Origin of the sequence: Salinicola halophyticus, from assembly GCF_003206695.1 — a bacterium.
Classification (GTDB): Bacteria; Pseudomonadota; Gammaproteobacteria; order Pseudomonadales; family Halomonadaceae; genus Salinicola; species Salinicola halophyticus.
This window is the reverse complement of record NZ_PZJN01000004.1, coordinates 143,482-169,968: the sequence shown is the minus strand read 5'-3', so window position 1 is coordinate 169,968 and position 26,487 is coordinate 143,482. Positions and strand designations below refer to the sequence as shown.

The 26,487-nt window shown below is 62.2% G+C and carries 20 protein-coding genes; 9 read left to right on the top strand and 11 right to left on the bottom strand.

Annotation, left to right across the window (positions count from 1 at the left end):
* Positions 1-10 precede the first annotated feature (10 nt).
* Both nagE and DOM58_RS06020 read left to right on the top strand, forming a co-directional pair.
* On the top strand, positions 11-1,702 hold the full coding sequence (gene nagE, locus DOM58_RS06025; protein WP_110692162.1) for an N-acetylglucosamine-specific PTS transporter subunit IIBC: 1,692 nt from the start codon (positions 11-13) through the stop codon (positions 1,700-1,702).
* A 184-nt stretch (positions 1,703-1,886) separates the two neighbouring features.
* A complete protein-coding gene (locus DOM58_RS06020; protein WP_110692161.1) occupies positions 1,887-2,687 on the top strand; it encodes a Cof-type HAD-IIB family hydrolase in 801 nt (266 codons plus the stop codon).
* 125 nt (positions 2,688-2,812) lie between these two features.
* On the opposite strand, the gene DOM58_RS06015 is transcribed toward DOM58_RS06020, so the two are convergent.
* From DOM58_RS06015 to DOM58_RS06000, 4 genes are all read right to left on the bottom strand, one after another.
* Positions 2,813-3,853 (bottom strand): YcjF family protein, encoded by a 1,041-nt coding sequence (locus DOM58_RS06015; RefSeq protein ID WP_075562568.1) that lies wholly within the window; start codon positions 3,851-3,853, stop codon positions 2,813-2,815.
* Positions 3,850-5,241, bottom strand: a complete 1,392-nt coding sequence (locus DOM58_RS06010; RefSeq protein ID WP_110692160.1) for a YcjX family GTP-binding protein — start codon at positions 5,239-5,241, stop codon at positions 3,850-3,852. The genes DOM58_RS06015 and DOM58_RS06010 overlap by 4 nt, the downstream gene beginning before the upstream one ends.
* A 189-nt stretch (positions 5,242-5,430) precedes the next feature.
* Positions 5,431-7,026 carry a solute:sodium symporter family transporter gene (locus tag DOM58_RS06005; protein WP_075562566.1) on the bottom strand — a complete coding sequence of 532 codons (1,596 nt, stop codon included), beginning with the start codon at positions 7,024-7,026 and terminating at the stop codon, positions 5,431-5,433.
* Positions 7,027-7,235: 209 nt separating this feature from the next.
* The gene (locus DOM58_RS06000; protein ID WP_110692159.1) at positions 7,236-8,792 is read right to left on the bottom strand and encodes a glucosyltransferase domain-containing protein; all 1,557 of its coding nucleotides are present in this window, start codon (positions 8,790-8,792) and stop codon (positions 7,236-7,238) included.
* A gap of 114 nt (positions 8,793-8,906) precedes the next feature.
* Here DOM58_RS06000 and DOM58_RS05990 point away from each other — a divergent pair, with 114 nt between their 5' ends.
* The 6 genes from DOM58_RS05990 (at position 8,907) to DOM58_RS05965 (ending at position 18,582) form a co-directional block, all read left to right on the top strand.
* Entirely contained in the window at positions 8,907-10,670 is a 1,764-nt protein-coding gene (locus DOM58_RS05990; RefSeq protein WP_245392176.1) for a glucan biosynthesis protein G, read from the top strand.
* A gap of 19 nt (positions 10,671-10,689) precedes the next feature.
* Complete coding sequence (gene mdoH, locus DOM58_RS05985; RefSeq protein WP_245392175.1) at positions 10,690-13,161, top strand: glucans biosynthesis glucosyltransferase MdoH; 2,472 nt, start codon at positions 10,690-10,692, stop codon at positions 13,159-13,161.
* Positions 13,162-13,322: 161 nt separating this feature from the next.
* Positions 13,323-13,565 carry a GlsB/YeaQ/YmgE family stress response membrane protein gene (locus DOM58_RS05980; RefSeq protein ID WP_110655685.1) on the top strand — a complete coding sequence of 81 codons (243 nt, stop codon included), beginning with the start codon at positions 13,323-13,325 and terminating at the stop codon, positions 13,563-13,565.
* Between the two features lie 283 nt (positions 13,566-13,848).
* Positions 13,849-15,129 carry an acyltransferase family protein gene (locus DOM58_RS05975; protein ID WP_110692156.1) on the top strand — a complete coding sequence of 427 codons (1,281 nt, stop codon included), beginning with the start codon at positions 13,849-13,851 and terminating at the stop codon, positions 15,127-15,129.
* Between the two features lie 153 nt (positions 15,130-15,282).
* Complete coding sequence (locus tag DOM58_RS05970) at positions 15,283-17,709, top strand: DUF1266 domain-containing protein (protein WP_110692155.1); 2,427 nt, start codon at positions 15,283-15,285, stop codon at positions 17,707-17,709.
* A 261-nt stretch (positions 17,710-17,970) separates the two neighbouring features.
* Positions 17,971-18,582, top strand: a complete 612-nt coding sequence (locus DOM58_RS05965; protein WP_075562559.1) for a C40 family peptidase — start codon at positions 17,971-17,973, stop codon at positions 18,580-18,582.
* 248 nt (positions 18,583-18,830) lie between these two features.
* Here the strand turns inward: DOM58_RS05965 and slyD are convergent, their stop codons facing one another.
* Positions 18,831-19,313: a peptidylprolyl isomerase gene (slyD, locus tag DOM58_RS05960; RefSeq protein ID WP_075562628.1), complete on the bottom strand. Its 483-nt coding sequence runs from the start codon at positions 19,311-19,313 to the stop codon at positions 18,831-18,833.
* A gap of 203 nt (positions 19,314-19,516) precedes the next feature.
* Here slyD and DOM58_RS05955 point away from each other — a divergent pair, with 203 nt between their 5' ends.
* A complete protein-coding gene (locus DOM58_RS05955) occupies positions 19,517-19,804 on the top strand; it encodes a hypothetical protein (RefSeq protein WP_075562558.1) in 288 nt (95 codons plus the stop codon).
* A gap of 123 nt (positions 19,805-19,927) precedes the next feature.
* On the opposite strand, the gene DOM58_RS05950 is transcribed toward DOM58_RS05955, so the two are convergent.
* From DOM58_RS05950 to mnmA, 6 genes are all read right to left on the bottom strand, one after another.
* Positions 19,928-20,914 (bottom strand): lipid A deacylase LpxR family protein, encoded by a 987-nt coding sequence (locus DOM58_RS05950; RefSeq protein WP_188113784.1) that lies wholly within the window; start codon positions 20,912-20,914, stop codon positions 19,928-19,930.
* Between the two features lie 204 nt (positions 20,915-21,118).
* The gene (locus DOM58_RS05945) at positions 21,119-21,586 is read right to left on the bottom strand and encodes an outer membrane lipoprotein (protein WP_075562627.1); all 468 of its coding nucleotides are present in this window, start codon (positions 21,584-21,586) and stop codon (positions 21,119-21,121) included.
* Between the two features lie 169 nt (positions 21,587-21,755).
* Positions 21,756-22,931: a cupin domain-containing protein gene (locus DOM58_RS05940; RefSeq protein ID WP_110692153.1), complete on the bottom strand. Its 1,176-nt coding sequence runs from the start codon at positions 22,929-22,931 to the stop codon at positions 21,756-21,758.
* Positions 22,932-22,968: 37 nt separating this feature from the next.
* On the bottom strand, positions 22,969-24,333 hold the full coding sequence (gene purB / locus DOM58_RS05935; RefSeq protein WP_110692341.1) for an adenylosuccinate lyase: 1,365 nt from the start codon (positions 24,331-24,333) through the stop codon (positions 22,969-22,971).
* Between the two features lie 67 nt (positions 24,334-24,400).
* Positions 24,401-25,045 (bottom strand): high frequency lysogenization protein HflD, encoded by a 645-nt coding sequence (hflD, locus tag DOM58_RS05930; protein WP_075562555.1) that lies wholly within the window; start codon positions 25,043-25,045, stop codon positions 24,401-24,403.
* Positions 25,042-26,322: a tRNA 2-thiouridine(34) synthase MnmA gene (gene mnmA / locus DOM58_RS05925; protein WP_110692152.1), complete on the bottom strand. Its 1,281-nt coding sequence runs from the start codon at positions 26,320-26,322 to the stop codon at positions 25,042-25,044. The genes hflD and mnmA overlap by 4 nt, the downstream gene beginning before the upstream one ends.
* Positions 26,323-26,487: the final 165 nt, after the last annotated feature.

Here is a 26,487-nt window from a genome sequence, read left to right as displayed (position 1 = left end):
GGAGCGTGTCATGACCACAACCTTCGGTTCCCGGCTCATGGCCGGCATTCAGAAACTCGGGCGCTCACTGATGCTGCCCATTGCGGTACTGCCGGTCGCAGGCCTGTTGCTGCGGCTGGGCCAGCCGGATCTGCTCGATATTGCCTTCATCGCCAATGCCGGCAACGCGGTCTTCTCCAACCTGGCATTGATCTTCGCCATCGGCGTGGCGGTCGGTTTCGCCGATGACGACAATGGCGCTGCCGGATTGGCCGGGGTGATCGGCTATCTCGTGCTCACCGCGGTACTGGAGACGTTGAATCCCGACATCAATATGGGGGTACTGGCGGGCATCATCATCGGCAGTGTGGCCGGGATACTCTACAACCGTTATAAATCGATCAAACTGCCGGACTATCTGGCCTTCTTCGGCGGGCGCCGCTTCATCCCCATCGTCACCGGACTCTCCGCCGTAGTACTCGGCGGTATTTTCGGGCTGATCTGGCCACCGGTCCAGCAGGGCATCGACCAGTTGGGGCAGTGGCTGATCGACGCCGGTGATCTCGGCCTGTTCGTCTACGGCGTACTCAATCGGATTCTGATCGTGACCGGGCTGCACCACGTGCTCAACAGTTTCGTATGGTTCGTGTTCGGCAGCTTCGACGGCGCCACCGGCGATCTCAATCGCTTCTTCGCCGGCGATCCGTCGGCTGGCTCGTTCATGGCCGGCTTCTTCCCGGTGATGATGTTCGGGCTGCCGGCAGCGGCGTTGGCGATGTATCGCGCCGCGCCGCCGTCACGTCGTGCCCAGGTCGGCGGCCTGTTGCTGTCGCTGGCGCTGACTGCGTTTCTGACCGGCGTCACCGAGCCGATCGAGTTCACGTTCATGTTCCTGGCACCGGCGCTGTATGCCGTTCACGCGGTGCTCACCGGCATCTCGATGGCGGTGATGAACATGCTCGGCGTCAAGCTTGGGTTCACCTTCTCCGCCGGCGCATTCGACTACGCGCTCTCCTACGGTCTCTCGACCAATGGCTGGATGATGATCCCGGTAGGGCTCTGCTACTTCGTGCTCTACTACGGCATCTTTCGCTGGGCGATCGTGCGCTTCGACCTGCCGACGCCGGGCCGCGAACCGGAAGTGGCAGCGCCAAACGTCAATCGCGATCCCGGTGAACGGGGGCCTGCCTTCGTGACCGCCCTGGGTGGCGTGGCCAACCTAGTCAGCGTCGGTGCCTGTACCACGCGCTTGCGTCTGGTGATGAACGATGACACGGCGATCGACGAGCCGTCGCTCAAGGCGCTCGGGGCCCGGGGGATCCTGCATCTGCGCGGCGGCGGCCTGCAGGTGATCGTGGGGCCGATCGCCGACGCGGTGGCCGACGACATTCGGGTGGCGGTGCGCGATCACGGCAAGACGCTGGAAGTACCGGTGGCGGTCGAGAGCGATGCGGCCCTGAGCGATGCCTCACTAGCTAATGCCAGGCTCGACGATGAATCCCGTCAGGCGTGGCTGGCGGCGTTGGGTGGTGCCGATAACATTCGCACCCTCGCTGCCGTGGCGGCGACCCGGCTGCGCGTGGAGCTGGGCGACCGCAGCCGGATCGATGAATCCGCACTTCAGACACTGGGCGCTGCCGGCATTCAGGACTTGGGCGACAGGGTCGTTCACCTGGTCGTCGGGCGCCAGGCCGGCGCGGTGGCCAACAGTCTCGAGGCCTGAGCGTTTGCTCCTGAGGCAGAAGCTAGCCATAGGCCACTGATGACGAGCGCAGGATCCGGTGCGGGGAAGCGGGCGATTGACGCCCGCGGGTCCCCGCCCGACACTGTCTACTTCTAAACAAGCTCTTTGAAACAAGCCGTCCAGCTAATCCTCTCGAAGCAAGCCGTCCAGCCAAGGTGACTCCATGCCCCAGTATCTGATTGCCAGCGATCTCGACAGCACTCTGCTGAATGCCGAGCATCGTGTCGACGCCTTGACCCGCGAAACGCTGCGGACGTTGTCGGGCCAGGGGCATGTGATCGTGCTGGCCTCCGGACGGCACTATCACGACATCGCGGCCATTCGTCGGCAACTGGAGATTCCAGCCTGGATCATCAGCAGCAATGGGGCTCACGTTCACGATCCCGACGATCGCCTGGTCAGTGAAACACTGGTGCCGACGGATCAGGTGCAGGCGCTGGTGGCATTGCCGCGCCCGGCTTCGGTGAGACTCAACATCTATACTCACGATCGCTGGCTGATCGATGCCGAAGCGCCCGAACTGCTGCCGCTTCACGCGATGAGCGGCTTCACCTATCAGGTCGACGACATGCGCGATCTGGAGCGTGAACGCGTCGGCAAGGTGCTCTACATCGGCGAGCCGGCGATGCTCGAGCCGCTGGAGCGAACCCTGCGGGAACGCCATGGCGACGCACTGCATATCACCTATTCAGCGGCCAACTCACTTGAGCTCATGCAGCGCGGCGTGAACAAGGGCACCGCGCTGAGTCGCGCGCTCAAGGCGCTCGATCTCCCCATCGAGCGGGCGCTGGCATTCGGCGACAACTTCAATGACGTCGAGATGCTGACGCTGGCGGGCAACGCCTACGTGGTCTCCAACGCTCACCCGGAAGTCATCGAGCAACTGCCCCGCGCCAACAGGGTCGGCGCTCATCACGAATCGGCCGTGGCGCATACGCTGCGAACGTTCTTTGCGCTCGATTGATCTCGGCGCGGCCTCATTCGAGCTGCGGTGGTACGGTACACGCCAAGACGTATTCTGTTTCGCTGAGGCTGTTCCGCTGACTCAGTCTTGCTGAGCCTGTACTGATGACGCCGTCTTGAGAGCGCTCAGCGCTTTTCCGCGGAATCGTCCAGCCTGCGCAGCTGCTGCCAGACTTCGCGGCGCAGGTCGGCGAGCTTGGGCTGTTCGTCGCGTTCGAAGGCCACCGGCCGGGTGGTGCGCATGGCCCGCAGCCCCAGGCGAGCCGTCAGCAGTCCGGCGCCCAGGCCCTGTCCGGCGCGAGTCGACAGCTTGGCGGCCAGGTTCATCGACAGCAGGTCCATGCCGGCGTCGCTGACCATTTCGCTGGCGCCGGCGAACGCCATGTTGCGCAACACTTCCCGAAACAGGCGCAGGCGACTGGCATAGCCGAGCTGCAGACCATAAAGCGCGGCGATGCGATCGAGCATGGCGATGTTGCGCCACGCCATCAGTGCCATGTCGACCAGCGTCAACGGGCTGACAGCGACCATGACCGCGGTTTCTCCCGACATCCGCGTGACCAGCCGACGGGCGGCCTGGTCGCGCGGGTGTAGAAGATAGTGCGCGATCAGCTCGCGGGTTTCCTGCGCGGTGTGATGCGTCTGATGGGCGTGGAGAAAGGACTGCCAGTGCGGATGATCCTTGGAGAGTCCCATCTGGCTGCGTAGCTCATCGGCCAGGGTCATCGGGTTCGAGTCCGTTGCGGCTTCGCCACCGACCCATTCGTCATCAAGCTGCTGGCGCAGTCGCGCGTGACGTCGCAGCTTTCTCAGTCGCCACAGCTCTCGGCACAGCGCCTTGGCGCCCAGGCCGACGGCAAGCAGCCCGACCAGGCTCCAGGCACCGGCGAGCCAGTCGCCGCCGAGCGTGGAGATATAAAGCGACTGTGCCGCCTCGATCGTTCCCAGGCCCAGCGTGCCGCCCAGGACCGCCATTAGCCCCCAGCGGCGCTTGCGCGGCGGTTTGATCGCGGCGTCGAGCGCCGGCGAGTCGTGATCGTCGGCGGCGGTGTAGGGGTCGCTGGCCTGGGTCGGCAGATAGGCCCGTGCCGCCTGTAGCGAAGCATCCTCAGCGGGCGTGGGCGGTTCATCGAACGTGAAACGTTGTCCGGGGCGAGGGTCGCTCATCGAAGTTTGTCTCCCATCAGCCACTCCAGTGCGGCGTCCATGCGGATGTGGGGTAGCGCCTCCGGGCCTGCGGGTGCCGGTCGGAAAGGCGTGAAGGCGAAGCCCTGGCGTCGCCAGAACTCGGGTTCCGGCAGCTTGGCCGGTACGTCGCCGGGATAGACCAGCAGTGGCTCACCGTCGAGACCGTGACCCCGCAGGGCGGCCTGGCGCTTGCCATCACTTTCGACCTCGCGCGGTTCGGTCGCTCGAATCGATGCCAACGAGAAGGCGCGTACCGGCACGTTGGCAAAGCGCAGATCCTTGATCGGTTCGGCCAGTAGCGACTCCAGCAGGGTCACCAGGTTGGCGTGCTGATCCGGGGTGACGTGATCGGCCTTGGTGGCGGCGATCGCCAGACGATCGATGCGTGGCGAAAACAGCCGATTCATCAGGCTCCGTTTGCCGTAGTTGAAGCTCCTCATCAACGTGGCGAGGGCCTGAGACAGATCCTCGAAGCGTTCGGGACCGGCGTTGAGCGCACCGAGCACATCGACCAGTACGATCTGCCGATCGAAGCGGCGGAAATACTCGCGGTAGAAGGGTTTGACCACGTGCTGCTGATAGAAGCGAAAGCGCTTCTTGAGCACCTGATAGAGGCTCGAGGCAGGCAGCGCTTCCAGCGCTTGGCGGTCGTCTTCGCCGACGCCGGGTAGCGGAAAGAACTGCAGGACCGGCGCGCCCTGAAGTTCGCCGGGCAACAGGAATCGGCCCGGCTGCAGATGAGAGAATCCGGCTTCCCGCGCCTGGCGCAGAGAGTCGGCGTAGTGCGCCGCGAGTTCGGCCAGCCGAGATTCTTCCACCGTCTCGTCGGCTGAATGCTTGGCGACGGCGTCCTGCCAGGCCTGGGCGTACTGCTGGCGTGCCGGCCCCATGCCCTTGAGCTGGGCTTCGCTCCAACTGAGGAAATCATGTTCGAGCAGTGGCAAATCCAGCAGCCACTCGCCGGGATAGTCGATCAGGTCCAGCGTCAGTGTGGCGGTATCGCCCAGCAGACCACGGGCACGGCGTGTCTTGTAACGCAGCTGCAGGCGCAGTTCGCTGATGCCGCGCGTCGGCTCCGGCCACTGAGGCGGTGACGCCTCGAGCGAGGTCATCGCTTCGTCGTAAGGAAACCGCGGGATGCCGAGATCGGGCTGGGAGACGCGCTGCGCGCCGAGCAGGCGCTCTTCGCGGGCGGACTTGAGCAGATCCAGGCGCGCATCGATGCCGGCGTGTCGCAGCTGATTGACCAGCGAGGTCAGAAACGCCGTCTTGCCGGCGCGGGAAAGCCCGGTGACGGCCAGGCGTAGCTGGCGATCCCGGCCGCGATCGATCAGATTCTGGAATTCATGAGTCAGTTGTCGGCGCATCGCCTCTTTTCCGAAGAAAGCCTACGCGCATGGTAAACGATATGAGCGGGTGTGAGGGCGGTGAGACAGCGCGCGAGCGTTAAAAGGGAGGGGTCGAGAAACGAAGACGCCTCGCACGGTGGCGAGGCGCCGTCAGGGTCGCGTCGAGTCGCGTCGTTCTCGATGAGTGATGCTGTGGTCGACTCAGCCTCAGCCCGCGAAAGCGAAGTAGATCGCGAAGACCAAGATCAGCAGCACGATACCCACCGGCACGGCACCTTTCCACGGCGTCAGGTCGACCGCCTTGACGTCTTCGTGGACCCAGGCTTCGCGGCGCGGCGCGATCTTGCCGATCAGCAGCATGACCACCACGAGCAGCACGAACACGCCGGCAACGAAGTGATACTGGTTGGTGATCTCCAAGATGCCGTTGAACGGTGGTACGAAGTAGCCGGCAGCGATCAGCACGATCCCACCGACAAGACCGAAGATGGCGGCCGATTCCGGCACTCGCTTGGTCAGCAGACCCACGATCACCACGGCCAGGATCGGGATGAAGTAGATCGCGTTCATGGTCTGGAGGTAGTCGAACAGGCTGTCCTGGCCGGCCAGCAGCGGGGCGATCGTCATGGCTGCCACCGCCATGATCCAGCCGAAGATCTTGCCGGCGTTGACGACCTGCTGCTCGCTGGCCTCCTTTTTGAATATGCCTTTGTAGATGCCCAGGCTGAAGAGCGTCGTGGTGCTGTTCAGTGCCGAGTTGAAGGACGACAGGATCGCGCCGACCATGACGGCGGCGAAGAAGCCGGTCAGCCACGGCGGCAGCAGATGGAATACCAGATAGCCGTAGGCCTGGTCGCCGGCAATGCCGTCATCGGCATAGAGCTGATAGGCGATGATGCCCGGCAGTACCAGGTAAAGCGGCCCCAGCAGTTTCAGGAAGCCGGTCAGCAGCACGCCTTTCTGGCCTTCGGAGAGGCTCTTGGCGGCGAAAGTACGCTGGATGATCTGCTGATTGGTAGACCAGTAGAACAGATTGATCAGGAACACGCCGGTGAACAGCGCCGGCCACGGCACTTGCTGATCCGGACGGCCCAGCGAGTTGAGGCGATCGGGTTGCGCTTCCTGAATGGCATGCCAGCCGGCAGCCATGCCGTTGCCGTCACCTACGGCATCGAGCCCCAGGTAGACGATCAGGAAACCACCGACCAACAGGCCGATGGCGTTGATGGTATCGGACACGGCGACCGTGCGCAGACCACCGAACAGGGCGTAGATAGCGCCGATGATGCCGACGATCCACACCGTCATCCACAGCAGCGTGGTGCTGGATTCGATCCCCGTGAGCACGGGCAGGTCGAGCATACCCTGAAGCCCCACGGCGCCGGAGTAGAGAATGATCGGCAGCAGGATGACGGCGTAGGCGACCAAAAAGATGACGTTGCAGATCAACTGGGTGGTCGGGCCGAAGCGTTCCTGTAGCAGCTGCGGCACGGTGGCGATACCGCTGCGCAAAAATCGCGGCAGAAAGAACAGCGCCAGCAGCACCAGAGCGACGACGGCAACGACTTCCCAGGCCATGACGCTCAAGCCGTCGGAGAAGGCTGCGCCATTCAGCCCGACCATCTGTTCCGTGGAGAGGTTGGTCATCAGCAGAGAGCCCGCGATCAGCGGGAAGCTGAGGCTGCGCCCGGCGAGAAAGTAGCCGCGAGTATTGCTGAGATCGTCACGATGGGTAATGCGCCAGGTGATCAAGGCGACCAACCCCGTGAAGAACAGAAACGAGATTAGAGTCCATGCATGCATAGAGAGTGTCCTAGTTGAATGCATCCCAGTGGCGGCCGCTGTTTGGGGTTGCGCCACATTACCCGCGCAGTTTCAGACAACTCGGATCAAACCGCTATTCGCCATTTGTCTGACATAGCTAAACCAATGTGTAGGCGTTTGGACAATGTCGACGCTGATCGGCAGTTCAAAAACGGACAAATAGCCCCGGATGGCGCACCGGCGGCGTTTCAGTCGTCTATCGGAAGTTCGCTCGCGGTCAGGCCGCGATGGCACTCGGCGTTGAACGAGGCAACGTAGTTCCCCTCGAACGCGTAGAGCGTGTACCAGGCGTGGCGGGCCAAAGGCTGGAGCTGTCGGCACCGAGCCTCGAATCGTTGGCGCAGCTTTGGATCGTCGTTGAGCTCGAAGGCCGACGATAGCCCCTGGCGATAGAGGTCCTGATAACCCCACCAGTAGCCGTTGTCGAGATAGGGTGAGATCAGTTCACCGATAAAAGGATGGATGGCAATCGCGTTGCGGGTGGGTCGGGAGTAGGGAAGGGCGCCATCGATCATCAACGGTGCGGCGATCGGTTGGGTGGCGAGATCGTCGATCAGCGTCATGGAGACGTTGTCGGTTAACAGTGCCTGCTGACGCTGGGCGTTGCCGTAGGCGTAGGCCAGGCTCAATGGTGTGCCGAGCGCCACGGCGATCAGCGGCCAGCTGAAGCAGCGCCTGCCGATCGGCGACAGAGGCAGCCGCCCCAGCCCGGCTAGGGCGCAGAACAGCAGGCCGGCGTACAGCGCGCCGAACCCCGTCATGACTCGGGGTTGCCAGATCGGATTCGCCAGCGCAGACAGAAACCCCAGCCCGCTCATCGGCAGGCAGAGCAGTATCACGATCATCAGAGCCAGCCCCGCGGGATTGCGCCGACGGCAGGCTGCGACCGTCAGCCCGACCGGCGTCACCACCGCCAGCCCGATCACGAGCCACCAGGTCGGCTTGTCCAGGGTCGCTGCCGCGTAATGCCAGAATTGTCTCGTCTGTTCGATCAAGTGGCCGGGCAACTGGTCCAGCGGGGCCAGGCTGCTGTGCTGCATGCTGTAGGCGCCATCGATCAACCCGGAAGAGACGATCTTTGATATCACCAGCGCCAGACTCCCGATCGCCAGCGCCCCCAGGTGGAGGGGCCAGTTCGGGCGTCCGCGGTGCGCTATGCTCAGGGCGACGTGAAAGGCAAGCAGCACGAAGTAGACGTTGGCGGCCGGCTGGTAGAAAAACAGCGAAGCCAGCATCGCCCCGCCACCCGCCAGCCAGCGAAATCCGGTTTGCCACCGATGGTTTTCACGTGGATCCAGCGCGCAGGCGATACCGGTGACGGCGCAGGCCAGCGCCAGACTCATGGGCAGGGCATCGAAATGATAGGAGAGGTTCTGTAGGAAAAACGGCTGTACGACCAGAATCAGCATCGCCAACCAGGCGTAACCCGGGTCGAATGGCCGCAGGCGACGCCGCCATGGCAGAAGCGAGAACGCGATGGCGGCGAGGCCCAACCATAATGGCAGTGGCGAGAGATCGGCCAGGCGCGGGCCGCCGTTGACGAGCAGAACGAGCAGACTGGAGAGCGGACGACCGTTGGAAACCCAGCCCATTTCTCCGTGAAAGGCTCGCCAGATATCGTCGCGATACAGCTGGTCGGCCTGGACCAGGGGGTAGCTGAAAATCGCCAGATACGCCATTATGCCCAGCCAACGGGGCAAGTCGGCTGGCATGATCATCCGATCGGGGTGCGATTCGATACGCATTCATCGGCCTCATCCAACGATGATTCAGATGGCAAGCGTCGATACGGCGCGGGCCGGCCAGGAGGACTTTCCGTGCCTCAGTGTAGCGTATGCTAGACTTACGGAGTACGAAGCATGGAGGCTTCGCTATCCCGTCATTATTCATCGCAAGTTGTGTCGTTGCGCCGTCCTACGGTGGCGCTTTTTCAGCTTGGCTTGGCTTACCGTTTACAGTATGGCGTGCATGGCCTTGAACGATTCGGGCCCTTGGTTATTGGGCAAGATAGCTATGACAGGAGTATGAGTGTGAGTGCATTGATCCGGCGGAGTAACCTTGAAAAACGCAAGGCGCTTCTTCCGGTGGTAGCCCTGACCGGGCTGCTACTCAGCGGTATCGCCCAAAATGTGTTGGCTTTTGGTTTCGATGATGTCGCGAAGAAAGCCGAAGACCTTTCAAAGCAGGGTTACAGCGAACCTGAGAGAAATTTGCCGGAGGCGCTGCGCAATCTGGATTATGGTCAGTACGAGCAGATCCAGTATAAGCGTGACCGTGATGTCTGGAGTGGAGATGAAGGAGTCCCTTTCACTCTCAGCTTCTTCCATGAAGGCATGCATTACGACAGCGCCATTCAGCTGCATAGCGTCGACGACCAAGGCGTCCACGATTTCGCGTTCAACGCCGACGATTTCACCTATGGCAATCTGGATCTGGCGGATGACGTCAAGAACAACGATGGCCTGGGCATCGCCGGGTTCAAGGTCAATTACGCGCTCAATCAGTCCGATCGCAAGGACGAAACCATGGTCTTCCTCGGGGCGAGCTACTTTCGCGTCATCGGTAAAGATCAGGTTTACGGCGTTTCCGGCCGTGGTCTCGCGGTGGATACCGGCTTGCCCTCCGGCGAAGAGTTCCCCCGCTTCAAGGAGTTCTGGATCGTCAAGCCAAGCAAGGCGAGTCAGTATCTGACGATCTTTGCCCTGCTGGATTCGCCCAGCCTCACCGGCGCCTACCGTTTCGTGCTGCGTCCGGGCGATGACACTGTGGTGGACGTCAAATCGAGCTTGTTCCTGCGCCGCCCTGTCGAGAAGCTGGGTGTGGCGCCGCTGACCAGCATGTACCTGTACGGCCCGGAACAGCCGTCTTCGACGCTGAACTATCGGCCTGCTATCCACGATTCCAATGGCCTGCTGATCAGTGATTCTCAGAACGGCTGGACCTGGCGGCCGCTGGCCAACCCGGCGAAGTTGATGATGAACGAGCAGGCCACGCCGCGACTGCGGGGCTACGGTCTGATGCAGCGCGATCATGATTTCGACAATTACCAGGACATCGATAGTCGTTATGACTTGCGTCCCAGCGCCTGGATCGAACCCCAGAACGAATGGGGCGCGGGCAAGGTAGAGCTGATCCAGATTCCGACTCCCAACGAGACCAACGACAATATCGTCTCCATGTGGCTGCCGGAAACTGCGCCCGAACCCCAGCCCGACAAGACGTTGGACTACGACTACCGCCTCACCGTGACCAAGGACGAGAGTCGTTACCTCGATTCCTCGCTCGCCTGGGTGGATCAGACGCGGCGTTCTCGCGGGGAAGTTCGCAAGGACGACCTGGTTCGGGAAGCCGACGGCTCGACGGCCTTCGTACTGGACTTCGTCGGACCTTCGCTGTCCGGTCTGGGCGACGATGCCAACATCAGTGTTCAAGCCAGTGTCGGTGACAACGGTGAACTGGTGGACAGTCATGCCGAGCGTAACCCGGCGACCGGCGGCTGGCGCGTGTTCGTCAAGATCAAGCGCAGCGACAAGAATCAGCCGCTGGATATTCGCGCCCATCTGAACCAGGGCGACAAGCGAGTCTCCGAGACCTGGTATTACCGGCTGCCGGCCAATGGCTGAAGCGACGTCCACTTCCAGGATGACGTCAGCCGATCACTACCTGGAACGGCTGGCGCTCGAGACCCAGGATCGCGAGGAGCGGCGCAGGCTGCTGGCCAGTGATCTGGATACGCATGACATGGCATCTCTGCATGCCGCGCTGGGCGGCGGCGAGGTCGAAGGCGACGACCCGGCGGCCAGTTCGGTGGGCCGTCGCCTGGCCCTGGCATATGCCCAGCCGCCGTTGGCGCCGCCCGAGTTCCTGAGCAGCGACGAGCGCGGTGTCACGCGACTGCGGACCGCGCCGCCGATGCAGCGTACGGCGCTGGCCCCCGAGCAGTGGTCGACCAACCCTTTCGTGCGTTACGGGCAACGCTTCAAGAACTGGGTGGGTCGCGGTTTCCGCCGCAGACAGCGGGAAACCCGGCCGGCGCCGCGATGGCAGCGGGTGGCGTCCGTTCGCCGCTGGGTGCTGCTGGTGCTGATCTTCGGTCAGAGCTTCGTAGCGGCCAACCAGATGCGCACGGTATTGCCTTATCAGGGGCAGCAGTGGCTGGAGATCGCCATTCTCGCGCTGTTCGTGCTGCTGTTCGCGTGGGTGTCGGCCGGCTTCTGGACCGCCTTGATGGGGTTCTTCCAGCTGCTACGTGGCAAGGACCGTTACGCCATCGATTCCGAGGTGGGTGACGAACCGATTCCGGACGACGCACGCACCGCGCTGCTGGTGCCGATCTGCAACGAAGATGTGCCACGGGTTTTCGCCGGCGTGCGGGCAACGATCGAATCGCTGCGCCAGAGCGGTAACGATCGTCATTTCGACGTTTTTATCCTGAGCGACACCTTCGATCCCGACATCGCGATCGAGGAAACCCACGCGTGGTTGGCGCTGTGTCGGGATCTCGATGTCTTCGGCCAGGTCTTCTACCGCCGTCGTCAGCGACGCGTCAAGCGCAAGAGCGGCAATCTCGACGACTTCTGCCGACGCTGGGGGGCGCTCTACCGCTATATGCTCGTGCTCGATGCCGATAGCGTGATGACGGGGAGCTGCCTGACTCGCCTGGTTCAGATGATGGAAGCGCATTCGGAGGCCGGCATCGTGCAGACGGCGCCGCGGGCTTCCGGGCGCCTGAATCTCTACGCGCGCATGCAGCAGTTCGCCACGCGCGTCTACGGCCCACTGTTCACCGCCGGGCTGCACTTCTGGCAGTTGGGGGAGTCGCATTACTGGGGGCACAACGCCATCATCCGGATGGCGCCGTTCATGCGCCACTGCATGCTAGCGCCGCTACCCGGCAAGGGATCGATGTCCGGCGAGATCCTGTCCCACGATTTCGTCGAGGCCGCGTTGATGCGCCGCGCTGGTTGGGGGGTATGGATCGCCTACGAGCTGGAAGGCAGCTACGAGGAAATGCCGCCCAACCTGTTGGAAGAGCTCGGTCGCGACCGGCGCTGGTGTCACGGCAACCTGATGAACTTCCGGCTGTTCTTGTCCAAAGGGATCCACCCGGTACACCGGGCCGTGTTCCTGACCGGTCTGATGTCCTACATCTCGGCGCCGCTCTGGTTCCTGTTCCTTGTGTTGTCGACCGCGCTACTGGCGGTGCACACCCTGAGTACGCCCAATTACTTCCCCGAACCGGGAATGATGTTTCCGGTATGGCCCCAGTGGAACCCGACGCTTGCCGTGGGTCTGTTCGGCGCCACGGCGACACTGCTGTTCCTGCCCAAGGTATTGAGCGTGATCTTGGTGTGGGTTCAGGGCAGTCGTCAGTTCGGCGGGCCGCTCAAGGTGCTGCTGAGCATGGTGCTGGAGTCACTTTTCTCGATGGCGCTGGCGCCGGTACGCATGCTGTTCCACACGCGTTTCGTGTTGACGTCGGTCATGGGCTGGGCCATTCAATGGCGATCGCCATCGCGTGAGAACAGTGATACCACCTGGGGAGATGCGGTCCGCAACCACTGGAGTCAGACGCTGATCGGTGCCGTCTGGGCAGTGGGGGTCTATCGCATGGAACCGACTTTCCTGTGGTGGCTGTCGCCGATCGTGGGGGCCATGATGATATCGATCCCGGTGTCGACGCTATCGAGTCGGGTCTCGCTCGGCAGAGCCTGCTTCCGGGCGCGCCTGTTCCGGATCCCCGAAGAGACGCATCCACCACGAGTGCTGCGTCGAATGGTGCGTCATCTGGGCCGGATGAACGCCGCGGCGCCCGCGCCGACTTTCGTCCAGGTGGTTCTGGATCCGGTTTCCAATGCGTTGGCGACGGCGCTGGGCACCTCGCGCCATGCTCGCGCCGAGCCGCTCGAGCGCCGCCGCCACGAGCGGGTGACCCAGGCCGTCAGGCAGGGGCCGTCATCAATGAGTAACCTGGAGCGATTAGCGTTTCTGGACGATCCGGTGATGTTGTCCCAGTTGCATTGGCGAGTCTGGGAAGACGCTGATGCCCATGCAGCGTGGCATCAGCACGGGTTGCCGACCAGGGCCTCTTTCCGAGTACCGGCATTCGCCTGATCGAGGCGGCAGGTCGGCCCGCGATAAAAACGTGCCACGATGGACGTCGTTCACGTGTTCCAGGACTTCGAAGATTGTTCGATTGGAGTCTATGCTTAGAGGGGGATGACGGTACGTTATCCCCGCGCTATCCATGCAGAAGGGAATCAAGGAGTAACACTATGGGCTTTATCTTGTGGCTGATCATTGGCGGGATCGCTGGCTGGATCGCCGGGAAGGTCATGCGCGGCGGCGGTTTTGGCGTTCTGGGAAATATCGTAGTCGGTATCATCGGTGCCGTGCTCGGCGGCTTCCTCTTCAGCCTGCTGGGGCTGTCCTCCAACGGATTTATCGGTTCACTGGTCGTTGCGACCATTGGCGCGATTATCCTGTTGTGGATCGTTGCCAAGGTCAAGAAAGCCTAGGCGCGTCTCGTGGCGCCAGGTTCTGAAACGGAAAGCCGCGCTGATGCGCGGCTTTCCTGTATGGGGCTTTGACAAGCAAGCCCTCAAAGCGGATCCCAGAAAAGTAAGCCGCCGAAAAGAATGTCGTAAAAAGCGAGGCCGCTGGGTGCCGAGTCTCGGAGAAGCCGCTTTTGGGGAAACAGCTTTCGGGAAACAGGGCGCGAATAAGACGGCGGCAAGCGAGAATATTGCGGGCAAGAATCGGGTACACTAGCGCCTTTTGACGGCCAGAGATCTGCAACGGATGCCTGATTCAACGACCGCCATGCGCAAAGAACGCTTTATCGGGCTCGAGTGGTTACGCTTTCTGCTCGGCCTGTACATCGTCATTTTCCACACGCTGCATAACTACCCGTCGATTCGTGACTGGTCGCACTATGTGACCGATATCGGATTCTTCTCGACCAGCGCCTTCTTCGCGTTATCGGGCTTTCTGCTGACACACGTCTATCTCGATGCGTCGCATCAGATGCGGGAACCGCCCCGAAGCTTCTGGCTCAAACGCTTCTCCAATCTCTATCCCATTCACATCGGTTCGCTGGTTCTCGCCATGGCGGTGTCGGCTCTGGTCGGCTACCTCGCGATAGCGCCGGGGGACAGCGATATCTCGCTGCAGTTCGTGGTCTACGACGTCAATAACGATGTCGGACAGCTGGACTGGGAGAGCTTGAACCACACCATGGGGTCGGTGGAGACGGGCATCAATTTGCTGCTCAATCTGACATTGCTGCACGCCTGGAACCCGCTTTATCTGACGTTCAATCCGCCGTCCTGGTCGATTTCCGCGCTATTCTTCTTCTACCTGACGTTCCCGTGGCTGGCGCCGCGATTACGTCGCGTATTGCACCCGCGTCGCGCGATCCTGCTGGTCAATATCCTCTATCTGATTCCACCGCTCTACGTCATCCTGACCACTGACTATGGCGTACCGGAAACCGGTATCCTGCATCGCAATCCGCTCATCCGCTTACCGGAGTTCGCCTCCGGGATCCTGCTGTATGTCTTCTATGCCCAGCGCAAGGCTCAGGGACGATTGATGTCGCTGCCTCAATGCTGCCTGACGCTATTGATCGTGGCGCTCAGCGTGGTTGTCGCGGTCTATCTGCTGGGGTTGGGTCACGCCTGGTACTACGCGCTGCACAACGGTTTGCTGCTCTGGGCGCAGCTGGCACTGATCTATGTCGCCGCGCATTGGGGGGAGCCTCGGAGCCCCCGGCTGATGCGGTGGGCGACCAGGCTAGGGGGCGCGTCGTTGCCGATGTTCGCTTTGCACGTGCCGCTATACGCCGTGTTCTCGCGGGTCGAACGAGTATTGTCCGGCGATCCCGGTCTGTGTTCCACGAACTTCAAGGGCTGTCTGGCCGCGGCGGGCGAGCTGCATCTGTGGCTATATCCGCTGTTTCTGGCCATGACCGTGCTCCTCTGCGTTCTGTTCCAGGAACAGTTCGTGGTCAGAGTCAGAAAATTCCTGCTGCGCCATCTGCTGGGGCAAGCCACGCGCTCCCACACCGAGAAATTGAGCTAGCCTCGGTTCGATCGGTTGTCTCTCGCCGGGGCGGTCGGTCCTCGGGCCATCGGCGTGAGGTCGGCTTTCCGGTATACTGTGCCGCCGCGTCTGCTGTCTGCGGCGCGATTCAAGCCGACCGGCGCTAGCCGCTTCCGTGTCACGAGGTCTTTCTTGAGCGAACTTCTTTTCCCGTGGTGGGCCCAGCAACTGACGCTCCGAGGTTGGCCCTTTGCCAGCGATCCTCGTCAGGCGCTCGGCGCGGACGAGGTATTTGTGCGCCTGCAGTCCCTGGGGATCGGTGATCGGGATGAGTTCGCGTGGCGACTCTGGGACAGTGCGACGAATACCCAAGAGGTGGCATCGTCGCGTCTCGAGGCCCTGGAGCTGCTGGCACTCGGCAGTCGAGCCGGGTGGGCCGATCCCCAGTCCGATGACACCTGGCTGTGCTTGCTGGCTCGCGACATCGTGACGACTTTTCCGACGCTCAGAGGCTGGGTGACGGCATTGGCGCGCGCGGGTGAGCCGATTCCGGACGAGGCGGGCCGCGAACTGTTGAGCCGCGAGCGCCAGCAGCGGGGCGTTTCCTGGTCCCGGCTTCGACATGACCTGCGACCGATCGAGTCGTCCACGCCGTCGGGGTCGGGCAACCTCTGGTCGGCTGGACCTTGGCGGGCGAGAGCCGCGATTGCGCCAGTGCTGGCATGGCCTTTCGAGTGCTCCGCCGATGAACGTCGTCAGCGCCAGGCGGTGCTGCGTGAGCAGGGCGAGGTCGGCGGGCGCGATGAGCTGCTCTCGCTGCTGTTCTGGCTTGCCGGTCAAGGACATCGATATGGATGGGACATGGATGCGACCCGGGTTGGCCGTCAGGGGCCGGCGGCGCAGGTCGAGTGGCTTGAGTCACTCAATGACCAGCGGGATTACGGTCAGGTTCTGCTGCGCTTGCTGGCTGACGGCGAGCCGCTGGAATGGGCGGCGTGGGACTGGTTGCGGCTTGTCGACCAAGCCTTTCTCGGCTATTGCGCCGGTTGGCTTTCGGCATCCGAGGCGGAGACTTTCGCCGCCCATGCCGTCGATCTTCTGCAGCAGCGCTACGCGGACTGGCGGGAGGTAGTCCAGGCCTATCAGCGAGGGCGCAGCCTCTATGAGGGCAGGGATCTTCGCGACACGTTCGAGGACGATTGGGAACCTCTGCTGGCTGGCAGCGCGAGCCCGTGGCAGGTATCACTCCGAGATACGCTGAAGCCGTCTCAGCGTGACTCGTCACGAGCGTTCGTCCAGCAACACCGGGCCGCGGCTGATAGCTGGGTGTTGGCCATAGCCGCGATCCGGGATCCGGATCTGGTTCACCGTCGACATCTTGCCGAACCGATAGGCCAGTCCAGGCTCGAAGATGCGGAACGCTATCTCAGCGAAGTGCTGGGACTCCATCAGGAAGAGGGCGTCGCCGGACTGTCGCGCTTCTGGATGCCTGCCCAGGTTCATCACCTCAACCAGTTGGCGGCGGATGCCCGTCAGTCGTCGAGCCGCCGAGCCGCCGGACGCTCCAGGCGTCAGCTAGCCGCTTGTGCGGAGCATGCGGCGACGATCACGATGGCGGAGAAGTATGCCTTCTATCTGGTAATGGCGGCGGACAGCGGCCGTTATCCGCCGGCAGAGATCGAGGCGCTAGCTCGCTCGCTGTGCGATGTTCTGAGCCGCTTTTACAGTAGCCCGCTGAGGCTGCTGTCCGCCTGGCATGCCTGGGAAACGGTCTTGAGCCAGGATGAGGCGCCGGAGGAAGTATCACTGGCCGATGACATCGACTGGCACCTTGCCGACCCCGGTTCGCCATTCCGCTGGTTGTCACCTTCACGGGCAATCACCTGGCGAGAGCCTGGCGTCAGGCCGACATTGACGCGTTTCACCGCGATGTCGCTGGCGGGGCCGCTCAATGAAGCGTTGTGGCAGGCGCCGCAGCCATTGTCGCCGCAGGATCGGGCCGATCTGGGTGAATGGGTAGAACACCAGTATGCGCTGCAGGGCGCTGCCGGGCTGGTGGATTTTCTCGATTTTCTGGTCGGGTCGGGCGATCGACAGGACTATCTGATCAACTACGCGCCCTACACGCTCAATCGAGCAAGACTCGATGCCGAGATCGCGATCCTCGAGTCGGGCGACTGCGCCGACGAGGAGCGAATTCATCTCCTGCGGCTGAAACACGTTCGGGATAACGCCTGCCATTGCAACGATCAGGACATGACCGCCTGGGACGTCGCGCAACTGGTCGATCTGGCGCTGGCCGGGCGTCAGCTCGACTGGCTGGACGAAAACCGACTCTCGTACTATCTCGACGCCGCGCTGCGTCTGGCCGAACGTCACTACAGTAGTTGGCAGGATTATGCCGAGGGGCTGTACAGTGGCTTCGGGTTTTTCATGGACGATACGCCAGAGCGAGACGCGTTTCTGGCTCGCTTCCGGCAGGCGCTCGACGCCTGGCTCGAGGCCTCGCCGCTGCTGGCCGGCGCCTGGGCAAGCCTCGATTTCCCCGGTAGCTCCATGGGTCATTGGACCTCGCTTCACATCGATATACTTCCCGGTGAGCCGCAGCATTTACATTAACGCTGTTCAATAACACGATGGGCTCGCCAAACACTATTCGATGACATATGATCTCCGCTGTGCTACGCCGGCCGTTGGGACGGGCGTGGCTTTTTTCTGTCCATCTAGTCGATAATTCGAGCCGAAAACTGGCCGTTATGGCGGTGACACCTTAAGTCGGTAGTGTCACCACCACAGCGACTCATTTCGCCGGGCGACCGCAGTTTCGTCGTCGGGAGAGGCGTGCCCGTGATGGCTCACAGGCGAAAGAGGTTGCGCTGAATGCTAAGACGCACGGCCATGGGGCTGGCACTGGTAATGGCCATATCCGGCTGTACCGCCCCCGTAAAACAACAACAGGTTAACGCGCAGTATTCACTTCCACTGGTCAATTCGCGTTCCGTGGCAGTCGATATTCCTCGGAATGCGCCCCCGGCCCCGCAGACCATCCGCGATTTCAAGCCGCTGCCCGTGTCGCCGACGGTGATTCGCCGGGCGCTGCTGAACGAGCACCAACGTTGGGTGGGAACGCCCTACGTGCTGGGCGGGACTACGCATCACGGTATCGATTGCTCGGCGTTGATGCAGCACGTATACGGGGAAGCCTTTGCTCTCGAGCTCCCGCGCACGACCGAAGAACAGGTGCTGGAGGGAAACCGGGTTGACGAGTCGAATCTCAAGGCCGGAGATCTGGTCTTCTTTCGCCCGCCCGGCCCGTACAACCATGTCGGTGTCTATGTGGGAGAAGGTTATTTCCTGCATGCCTCGTCGTCTCAGGGCGTGAAACTGTCGCGTCTGGATAACGTCTTCTGGAAGCGATACTACTGGCAGGCGCGCAGGCCCGTCGAGCGCACCCAGCTTGCCCAGCGGGTGATGCTGGCGAGCGAGGGTTGAGGGTCGCCGAAATCGAGCCGGAACCGCTGATGGGAGCTTGATGCCGCTTGCAGACTTTTTCAGTATCGACAGCGTCGAGGCTTTGAAGCGAGGGGCAGAGTCAGTCTATTGATGGTGGGTCGTGGGACCAACAAGTGGCACTAACAAGTGTTACTGAGAGTGGCACTAACTAGTAGCACTAAAAAGGGCAGCCGAGAGGCTGCCCTTTTGCGTATCGACGAACGATCTCGCCGGACAAGGTCCGGAGATCAGTGCTCGTGACCGCCTTCGCCGTGGACATGACCGTGAGAGACTTCTTCTTCGGTCGCTTCGCGAACTTCAGCGATTTCGACGTCGAAATTCAGCTTCTCGCCAGCCAGCGGATGGTTACCGTCGACGGTTACGGTATCACCTTCGACCTTGGTGATCGTGACCATGAGCGGTCCTTCCTGAGTCTGAGCCTGGAACTGCATGCCGGGCTGCACTTCGTCGACACCCTGAAAGGCGTCCCGGGGCACTTCCTGCACCAGCGCCGGCTGCACTTCACCGTAACCTTCTTCCGGAGCGACCGCGACCTGGAGCTTGTCTCCGCTACCGTGACCCTCGAGCTCTTTCTCGAGACCCGGGATGATGTTGCCCGAACCGTGTAGATAGGTCAGGGGATCCCGACCTTCTGAACTGTCCAGTACCTCTCCCGCATCATTGGTCAATGTATAGTGGAACGCGACCACGGAGTTCTGGGCAATTTGCATCTCGAAACCTTTGCGTTTGTGCATGTCTCCCATATCCTAACGTGCCAAGACGATTCTGTCAGGTCGCAATGCGGCAGAAGTTCGACTGACACGAGGTTATCTGCTGCCGGAAACGCCGGGTGCGGCGGTTGCGAAGCCCTTCGGGTGTGGTTAACCTGCCTCGAGGATAACCCCTCTTTTCTGCGGTTGAGGAGAAGTTCGTCATGACCGTTTTTATCGTTTGGCTGATTGCCTTTATCGTCTTGTCGTTTCTGGCGCTCAAGGCTTGGGATGGCGCGCTCGGCGGCGCGATCATGCGTTGGCTGCCGGTCCAGCTGCGCGGTGATCCCGCTCAGGATCGCTGGGTGATGGCCGTTGCCCTGGGCGTATTGGGCGCCACTTTCATCATCAACCCGGTTTCCATGCTGCTGACGCTCATTCTGCTGGCGCTGGGGGTGTGGGTCGGCAAGCGCCTTGCCTGCTGGGGCATGCGCAAAGCCAAGCTGCACTGAAGGTAGTGCTGAGCCCTCGCGGTCAGCTCGATACGGCAGCGGGCGGTGCTTCAGGCACCGCCCGCTGCTGTTTTCATGGCCTCGATCATCCGATTCGGAATGAAGGCGACGGCCGACGAAGTGTCAGAGCCAGGTCGAGAGGGTGAGAGAACCGAACTGATCGCCATTGTCCTGGCTTTCGAACTCATGGGTGCGCCAGACCGAGCTGTAGGTCAGCTGCCAGCGGTTCCAGGATAGCGCCAGGCCGAGCTGAGCGTCTCCCACCCAAGGACGGCGATCGACCGAATGGCTGTCTTCGAACGTATTGCCATCGAGCAGCATGTTGTAAGCCATGAGGCGCCCTTCGACGTTGGCGAAGAGATACCAGTTGAAGCCGCTGTTTTTCTCGAAAAAGATCCGACTGCCTTGGGAGGGCGCCACCGCAGGGATACCGAAACTCTTGTCGAGTCCCTGGCCCAGGCGCAGACCGAGCCCCGTTGCACCGTAGGTATAGAGGTTGCCGACCGCGACGCCGACGGAAGGGCCGTACTCCGCTTCCAGAGCGCCCAACTGACCCTGCTTCCACCATGCCGTCTGATAGGCGACATTCACGAATGGCTCGTTGCGAAGCTGATTGTGCCAGCCTTTGGGCTCGTCACTGTCGATCAAGTGATGGAAATTCTGCTGCACCGTATGGCCGCCGGCACCCGGGCCGACGAGACCCACGTCGAAGAAGAGTCCGCTGGTTCGTCTCCATCCCGTCAGCTGCTGATCGTCGAACAGCGATAACCCTGCGTAGAGTACGCCGGCATAGGGGCGATCATCCTCGATCAGACCACGCTCACTGATGTCTTCCGGCGTGTAGATCTGCTGGCCTACGCGGTAGGCGGCTCCGTCGAGCGTGGATGCGCTCCATCCGGGAATGACGCCGGCCAGCTCCCGTGTCCAGTGATCAGGGCCAGGTCTGAAAGACCAGTCTCCCTCGAAGCCGTTGGTGTAATGGCCGTCGTCACCGCTGGCGAATATGTCGTTTTCCGTTTTCAGGGTCAGAATGCCGTCTGCCCAGACAGAGCTGGAGATCGCAGCCATGACAATGGCCAACCCGGTGTGCGTCCAAAGGTTCCCTTTCATGAATCGTTCTGTTCCCTTAAACGAATGATGTGACACTTGAAACATACAATAACGTACGTAAAGTGTCGATGCATCCGAAATTGGTAACGCGCTAACAAAAAAAACGGCGCCCGAGGGGCACCGTTCGAAGGTGATACCGTTGTAGTGACTCTGGGATGGTCATTTCCGTCGCCGTGTCGCAGCTCCGGAAACGTCGCAGTCGACTCAGTAAGGCGCGACGCTGACGCTGGAGCCGCTCGCGACCAGCTTGACGCGCTGGCCCACCTGCCAGTTGCGATCGGCTTTCTGAACCACGACCACGCTCTGACCACTGTCCTGACGAATCTCCAGCTCGTAGCCATCGACGCGATCGGTAGCCTGCTGAACCTTGCTGCCCGCGATAGTGCCGCCGAGAGCGCCAGCGGCCGTGGCGATGGTGCGTCCGGAGCCGCCACCGACCTGATTGCCCAGCAGACCACCGATAACGGCGCCGCCCAGGCTGCCCAGAACGCTCTCACCGTTACCGCCCTGAATTTGTACCGGGCGCACCGACTGGATCGTGCCGTAGCTGACGGATTGCGCGGTGCCAGCCTGATCCCCGCGATAGACATCTCCTGAGTACGTGGAGGTGTTGGTACAACCGGCCAGGGCCAGCAGGCTCATGACGAGTGCGGGGGCAATGAGTCGTTTCATCATCGAATTCTCCTTAACATCCAGGTAGGCGTTGACAGCCAGCATACTAAAACGGTGTTTTAAAACCAATCCAGCGTTTTTGGCTCATCGGGAACGGAGTCACGTCCGGTTATCTTGCCCGTCTAGAGTGTAGGGGGCGCCGGCAGATTTTGCTTTACCATCCCGCGAGTCATTCCTCGTCATCGATGCCGCTCAGGCTGCCGCTGTCGAGAAGTGCGGCGAGCACGCGCTCGCTGTCGGGATAAGCCAGCACGTTGGCATCGATGAGAGACTTCGCCGCCAGATACCGGGCCAGCGCTGGATCGCAGACAACCGCGTCGCCGTCCACGAACAGCGTGGCCCGGGCGTCGTCCTGGCGCCGCCAGGCGAAGCGCGAGCCCGGGCTGCGAACCAGCTGCTCACCGCGTTCTAGCGAAGCGCGCAAATCCTCCGGCGTCGTCGCGGACTCCGCCGGTACGACCTGATCCAGATACTTGGGCTGAGTCATCGCGCGGCCGAACCACTGGGCCATCTGCTCCGGACGATCAATGGCGCTAAGCAGCAGATCTCGGACTCGTGCGATGGCCTGATCGTCCAGTTCTCCGACATCGAGGGGCGGCTGCAGATCGGCGTCGCCGTAGCGCTGACTATCGCCGAGCTGCTCCCCGATATAGTCCGCGTAAGAGGTCACGACCTCGTCGGCGGACGGAGCGCGAAAGCCGATGGAGAAGGTCATGCAGTCGTCGGATTCGCTGACGCCGTGATGGGCGACGCCGGGGGGGAGGTAGAGCATATCTCCCGGTTCCAGCACCCACTCCTGACCGGCTTCGACACTGAAGTTTTCCAGGATACGCAGATCGATTCCGGGGATCAGGCTGGCCTCGTCGCCGGGGCTGCCCCCTAGCTGCCAACGGCGCTTGCCGCTGACCTGCAGTAGAAAGACATCGTATTGATCGACGTGGGCACCGACGCTGCCGCCGGGCGGCGCGTAACTGACCATGACGTCATCGAGCCGCCAGCTCGGCACGAAATCGAAAGCTTCCAGCAGTTCGGCGACTTCCGGGACATAGTGATCCACCGCCTGCACCAGCAACGACCAGCCGCTGGTGGGCAGGCGCGAGAACGTCTCGTCGTCGAACGGGCCATGGCTGACCTGCCACGCCTTGTCCGGGCCGTTCTCTTCCACCAGCCTGGCCTCGATCCCTTCCTCGCAGGCCAGCCCGGCGAGATCGTCCGGCTCGAGCGGCGAGCCGAAATCGGGGAGGGCACCGCGAATCAACAGCGGTGATTTCTGCCAGTGCTGGCTGAGAAACTGGGCGGGCGTGAGGCCGCCGAGCAGCGTGCGGGGCGTATTGGCCGACGTCATGTCCGTTCTCCTGCCTGGAAGGTTCGTGTAAGAGGAATCAGAGCGCCCTGGCCTGATCGACGGCGTTGCCGATGTAGGTGGCCGGGGTCAGCGTCTTGAGTTCGGCCTTGACCTCGTCCGGCAGCGCCAGGGTCTCGATGAAGGCGGCAAAGCCGGCCTGATCGACGCGCTTGCCGCGGGTCAGCTCCTTGAGCTTCTCGTAGGGCTTTTCGATGCCGTAACGGCGCATCACGGTCTGAATCGGCTCGGCCAGCACTTCCCAGTTCTGATCCAGATCGTCGGCGAGGCGCTGCGGGTTGGCCTCCAGCTTGCCGATGCCCTTGAGTGCGGCTTCATAGGCGATCAGGCCGTACGCCAGACCGACGCCCAGATTGCGCAGTACGGTGGAATCGGTCAGGTCGCGTTGCCAGCGAGAGATCGGCAGCTTGCGAGCCAGATGATCCAGCAGCGCATTGGCCAGCCCCAGGTTGCCCTCGGAGTTCTCGAAGTCGATCGGGTTGACCTTGTGCGGCATCGTAGAGGAGCCGATCTCGCCCGCGACGGTGCGCTGCTTGAAGTAGCTCAGCGAGATATAGCCCCACACATCGCGGTCGAAGTCGATCAGGATGGTGTTGAAGCGGCTGATCGCATCGAACAGCTCGGCGACATAGTCGTGAGGTTCGATCTGGGTAGTGTAGGGATTGAAGGTGAGCCCCAGGGATTCGACGAACACCGCGGCGTTTTCGGCCCAGTCGATTTCCGGGTAGGTAGCGAGATGCGCGTTGTAGTTACCCACGGCGCCGTTAATCTTGCCCAGCAGTTCGACCGATTCGATCTGCTTCAACTGACGCTGCAGGCGATAGGCGACGTTGGCCATCTCCTTGCCCAGCGTGGTGGGGCTGGCGGTCTGGCCGTGAGTTCGCGACAGCATCGGCTGTTCGGCATGCTCGTGGGCCAGCCTGGCGACGGCGTCATGCACCTGGCGCATCGTCGGCAGCAGGGTGGTCAGGCCGTCGCGCATCATCAGTGCGTAGGAAAGGTTATTGATGTCTTCGCTGGTGCAGGCGAAGTGCACGAATTCGGTGATGGCGTGCAGCTCGGGCTGATCGGCGATCGCTTCCTTGATGAAATACTCGACCGCCTTGACGTCATGGTTGGTGGTGCGCTCGATGGTCTTGATCCGCTCGGCGTCGGCGATCGAGAAATCCTTGACCAGCGCATCCAGAAACGCCTGCGACGACGCGGAGAGCGGCGGCACTTCGGCGATGCCCGGGTGAGCCGCCAGCCGTTCCAGCCAGCGCACCTCGACGGTCACACGGGCGCGGATCAGGCCGAACTCGCTGAAATGTTCACGCAGCGGCGCGGCTTTGGCGGCATAGCGACCGTCGACGGGTGAGAGGGCGGTCAGTGCAGAGAGTTCGATCATCGTGGGTTCCCGAAACGTCGCGCGAGCAGAGAGTTCGCGGTGAAGAAAGTCGTGCGGCTCGAAGTCAATGGGTGTCGAGCTGGCGAAGGGTGCGCTTAATCGCGCCGCGCTGGAATATTAGCCGCCAGCGGCGGCCACCTTGCTGGTGCCACAGCAGCGCGAAGCGAACCCCGGCGAGCAGCGCGGTGCGGATACGTTCCGGCATGCCGGGGCTCTGCAGCAGGCTCGGTTCGCCCTGCACCACGATCCGGTAGCGGAAAGTGGAAAGGGTCTCCTGATAGAGCTCGCCCAGGCTGGCGATGACGTTCTCGTGGCTTTCGCCGAAATGTTCGGCCTGGCCCTGCACGCGGCCGAGGCGCTGCCCGAGGGTACTCATCATGGCATCGTCCTGGCGCAGTTTCTGCATCAGCAGAACCATCGAGAAGCCGTAGCGCATTACCGCCGGTTGGGCATTCTGTCGTGACATCACCGTCAACAGAGTGTCGATGCCCTGTCGCAGGTTGTTGTGATGACCGCCATAGATCGACTCGAAGCTAGGTGGATCGGTATCCAGCGTGGCATGGATCAAGGTGCTCCAGGCGCGTTCGTCGCAGTGTCCCGTACGGGCGAGCTGATCGACCACGGCAGCGGCCTGAAAAACGCCGGCCAGGGCAAGTGCCTGGCGACTGGTGCTGTCGAGCGGTGCCGATTGGATGGGCGTCGGGTTCATGCCGGGCGCTGGCTCCCTGTCGTTGCGGTCGTCGCTGCGCTAGCCGTAGTGGCAAATGAAGTGGCAAAGGAAGCGGCAAAGGTGGACGTGCCGGTCAGCTCGGCAACGGCCGCCGTGTCGGCCGTGGTCGTGGCACGAATGACCGCGCCGCCAAGACATACCTCACCGTCGTAGAGCACCAGTGATTGCCCTGGGGTGACGGCGCGCTGCGGGTCGTCGAAGCGAACTTCGAGTTCGCCGTCGTCCAGCAGCGTTACCTCGCAAGCGACATCCTGCTGGCGATAACGGGTCTTGGCACTCAGACGGCGTTTCGCTGGCGCTTCGTCGGCAATCCAGGCCGCCGGTTCGCAGTAGACGACATCGCTGTAGAGCAGCGGATGCTCACCCTGAACCACGATCAGCACGTTGCGTTCGAGGTCCTTGGCGGCAACGAACCAGGGGTCCTCGCTGTGATCCTTGAGGCCGCCAATGCCCAGTCCGCGCCGCTGCCCCAGGGTGTAGTACATCAGCCCCATGTGCTCGCCGACCACGTCGCCTTCCGGGGTTTCGATGCGGCCGGGTTGCGCCGGCAGATACTGCCGGAGGAAATCACTGAAGCGGCGCTCGCCGATGAAACAGATCCCGGTGGAGTCCTTCTTGCGCGCCGTGACCAGGCCGTGACGCTCGGCCAGCGCCCTGACGGCCGGCTTCTCCAGCTCGCCCACGGGGAAGAGCGTACGGGCGATCGCGGCTCCCGGCACGGCGTGCAGGAAATAGCTCTGATCCTTGTTGCCATCGAGCCCCTTGAGCAGCCGAGCCTGGCCATTGCCGTCGTCGTCCTTGCGAACGTAATGTCCTGTCGCGATGAGGTCCGCGCCGAGCATCTCGGCGTAGTCGAGGAAGACCTTGAACTTGATCTCGCGGTTGCACAGGATGTCCGGATTGGGCGTCCGACCTGCCTGGTACTCGGCCAGAAAATGTTCGAAGACGTTGTCCCAGTATTCGGCGGCGAAGTTGGCCGTATGCAGTTTGATGCCGAGCGTGTCGCAGACCGCCTCGGCGTCTGCCAGATCGGCCATCGCGGTGCAGTAGTCGGTGCCGTCGTCCTCGTCCCAGTTCTTCATGAACAGGCCTTCGACGTGATAGCCCTGCTGGATCAGCAGTAACGCCGTCACGGAGGAGTCGACGCCGCCCGACATGCCGACGATGACTTTTCGGGCGTCCTGGCGGGGAGCCGGCGACGCAGAGCCTTCGCTGGGCGAGCGCGCGGTATCGCTGGATGAGCTGGCTGTAGTCATGGCACTTCCCCGACGACAATGAGCAGGCAGCGCCGGAATCGGCGCCCGGCGCATTTCTGCTGCCTGAATAAATGACCGGCGATTATAGCCGAAAGCGGGCTGTCGCATCGAGTCCATCCGATGGAGTGCGACGAGCCAGTTGGCGGGAGCGGCCTGCCCGGACGG

Coding starts and splice junctions, on each gene's coding strand:
- nagE (WP_110692162.1), top strand. CDS start 11: ATGACCACAACCTTCGGTTCCCGGCTCATGGCCGGCATTCAGAAACTC.
- DOM58_RS06020 (WP_110692161.1), top strand. CDS start 1,887: ATGCCCCAGTATCTGATTGCCAGCGATCTCGACAGCACTCTGCTGAAT.
- DOM58_RS06015 (WP_075562568.1), bottom strand. CDS start 3,853: ATGAGCGACCCTCGCCCCGGACAACGTTTCACGTTCGATGAACCGCCC.
- DOM58_RS06010 (WP_110692160.1), bottom strand. CDS start 5,241: ATGCGCCGACAACTGACTCATGAATTCCAGAATCTGATCGATCGCGGC.
- DOM58_RS06005 (WP_075562566.1), bottom strand. CDS start 7,026: ATGCATGCATGGACTCTAATCTCGTTTCTGTTCTTCACGGGGTTGGTC.
- DOM58_RS06000 (WP_110692159.1), bottom strand. CDS start 8,792: ATGCGTATCGAATCGCACCCCGATCGGATGATCATGCCAGCCGACTTG.
- DOM58_RS05990 (WP_245392176.1), top strand. CDS start 8,907: ATGGAGGCTTCGCTATCCCGTCATTATTCATCGCAAGTTGTGTCGTTG.
- mdoH (WP_245392175.1), top strand. CDS start 10,690: ATGACGTCAGCCGATCACTACCTGGAACGGCTGGCGCTCGAGACCCAG.
- DOM58_RS05980 (WP_110655685.1), top strand. CDS start 13,323: ATGGGCTTTATCTTGTGGCTGATCATTGGCGGGATCGCTGGCTGGATC.
- DOM58_RS05975 (WP_110692156.1), top strand. CDS start 13,849: ATGCCTGATTCAACGACCGCCATGCGCAAAGAACGCTTTATCGGGCTC.
- DOM58_RS05965 (WP_075562559.1), top strand. CDS start 17,971: ATGCTAAGACGCACGGCCATGGGGCTGGCACTGGTAATGGCCATATCC.
- slyD (WP_075562628.1), bottom strand. CDS start 19,313: ATGCAAATTGCCCAGAACTCCGTGGTCGCGTTCCACTATACATTGACC.
- DOM58_RS05955 (WP_075562558.1), top strand. CDS start 19,517: ATGACCGTTTTTATCGTTTGGCTGATTGCCTTTATCGTCTTGTCGTTT.
- DOM58_RS05950 (WP_188113784.1), bottom strand. CDS start 20,914: ATGAAAGGGAACCTTTGGACGCACACCGGGTTGGCCATTGTCATGGCT.
- DOM58_RS05945 (WP_075562627.1), bottom strand. CDS start 21,586: ATGAAACGACTCATTGCCCCCGCACTCGTCATGAGCCTGCTGGCCCTG.
- DOM58_RS05940 (WP_110692153.1), bottom strand. CDS start 22,931: ATGACGTCGGCCAATACGCCCCGCACGCTGCTCGGCGGCCTCACGCCC.
- hflD (WP_075562555.1), bottom strand. CDS start 25,045: ATGAACCCGACGCCCATCCAATCGGCACCGCTCGACAGCACCAGTCGC.
- mnmA (WP_110692152.1), bottom strand. CDS start 26,322: ATGACTACAGCCAGCTCATCCAGCGATACCGCGCGCTCGCCCAGCGAA.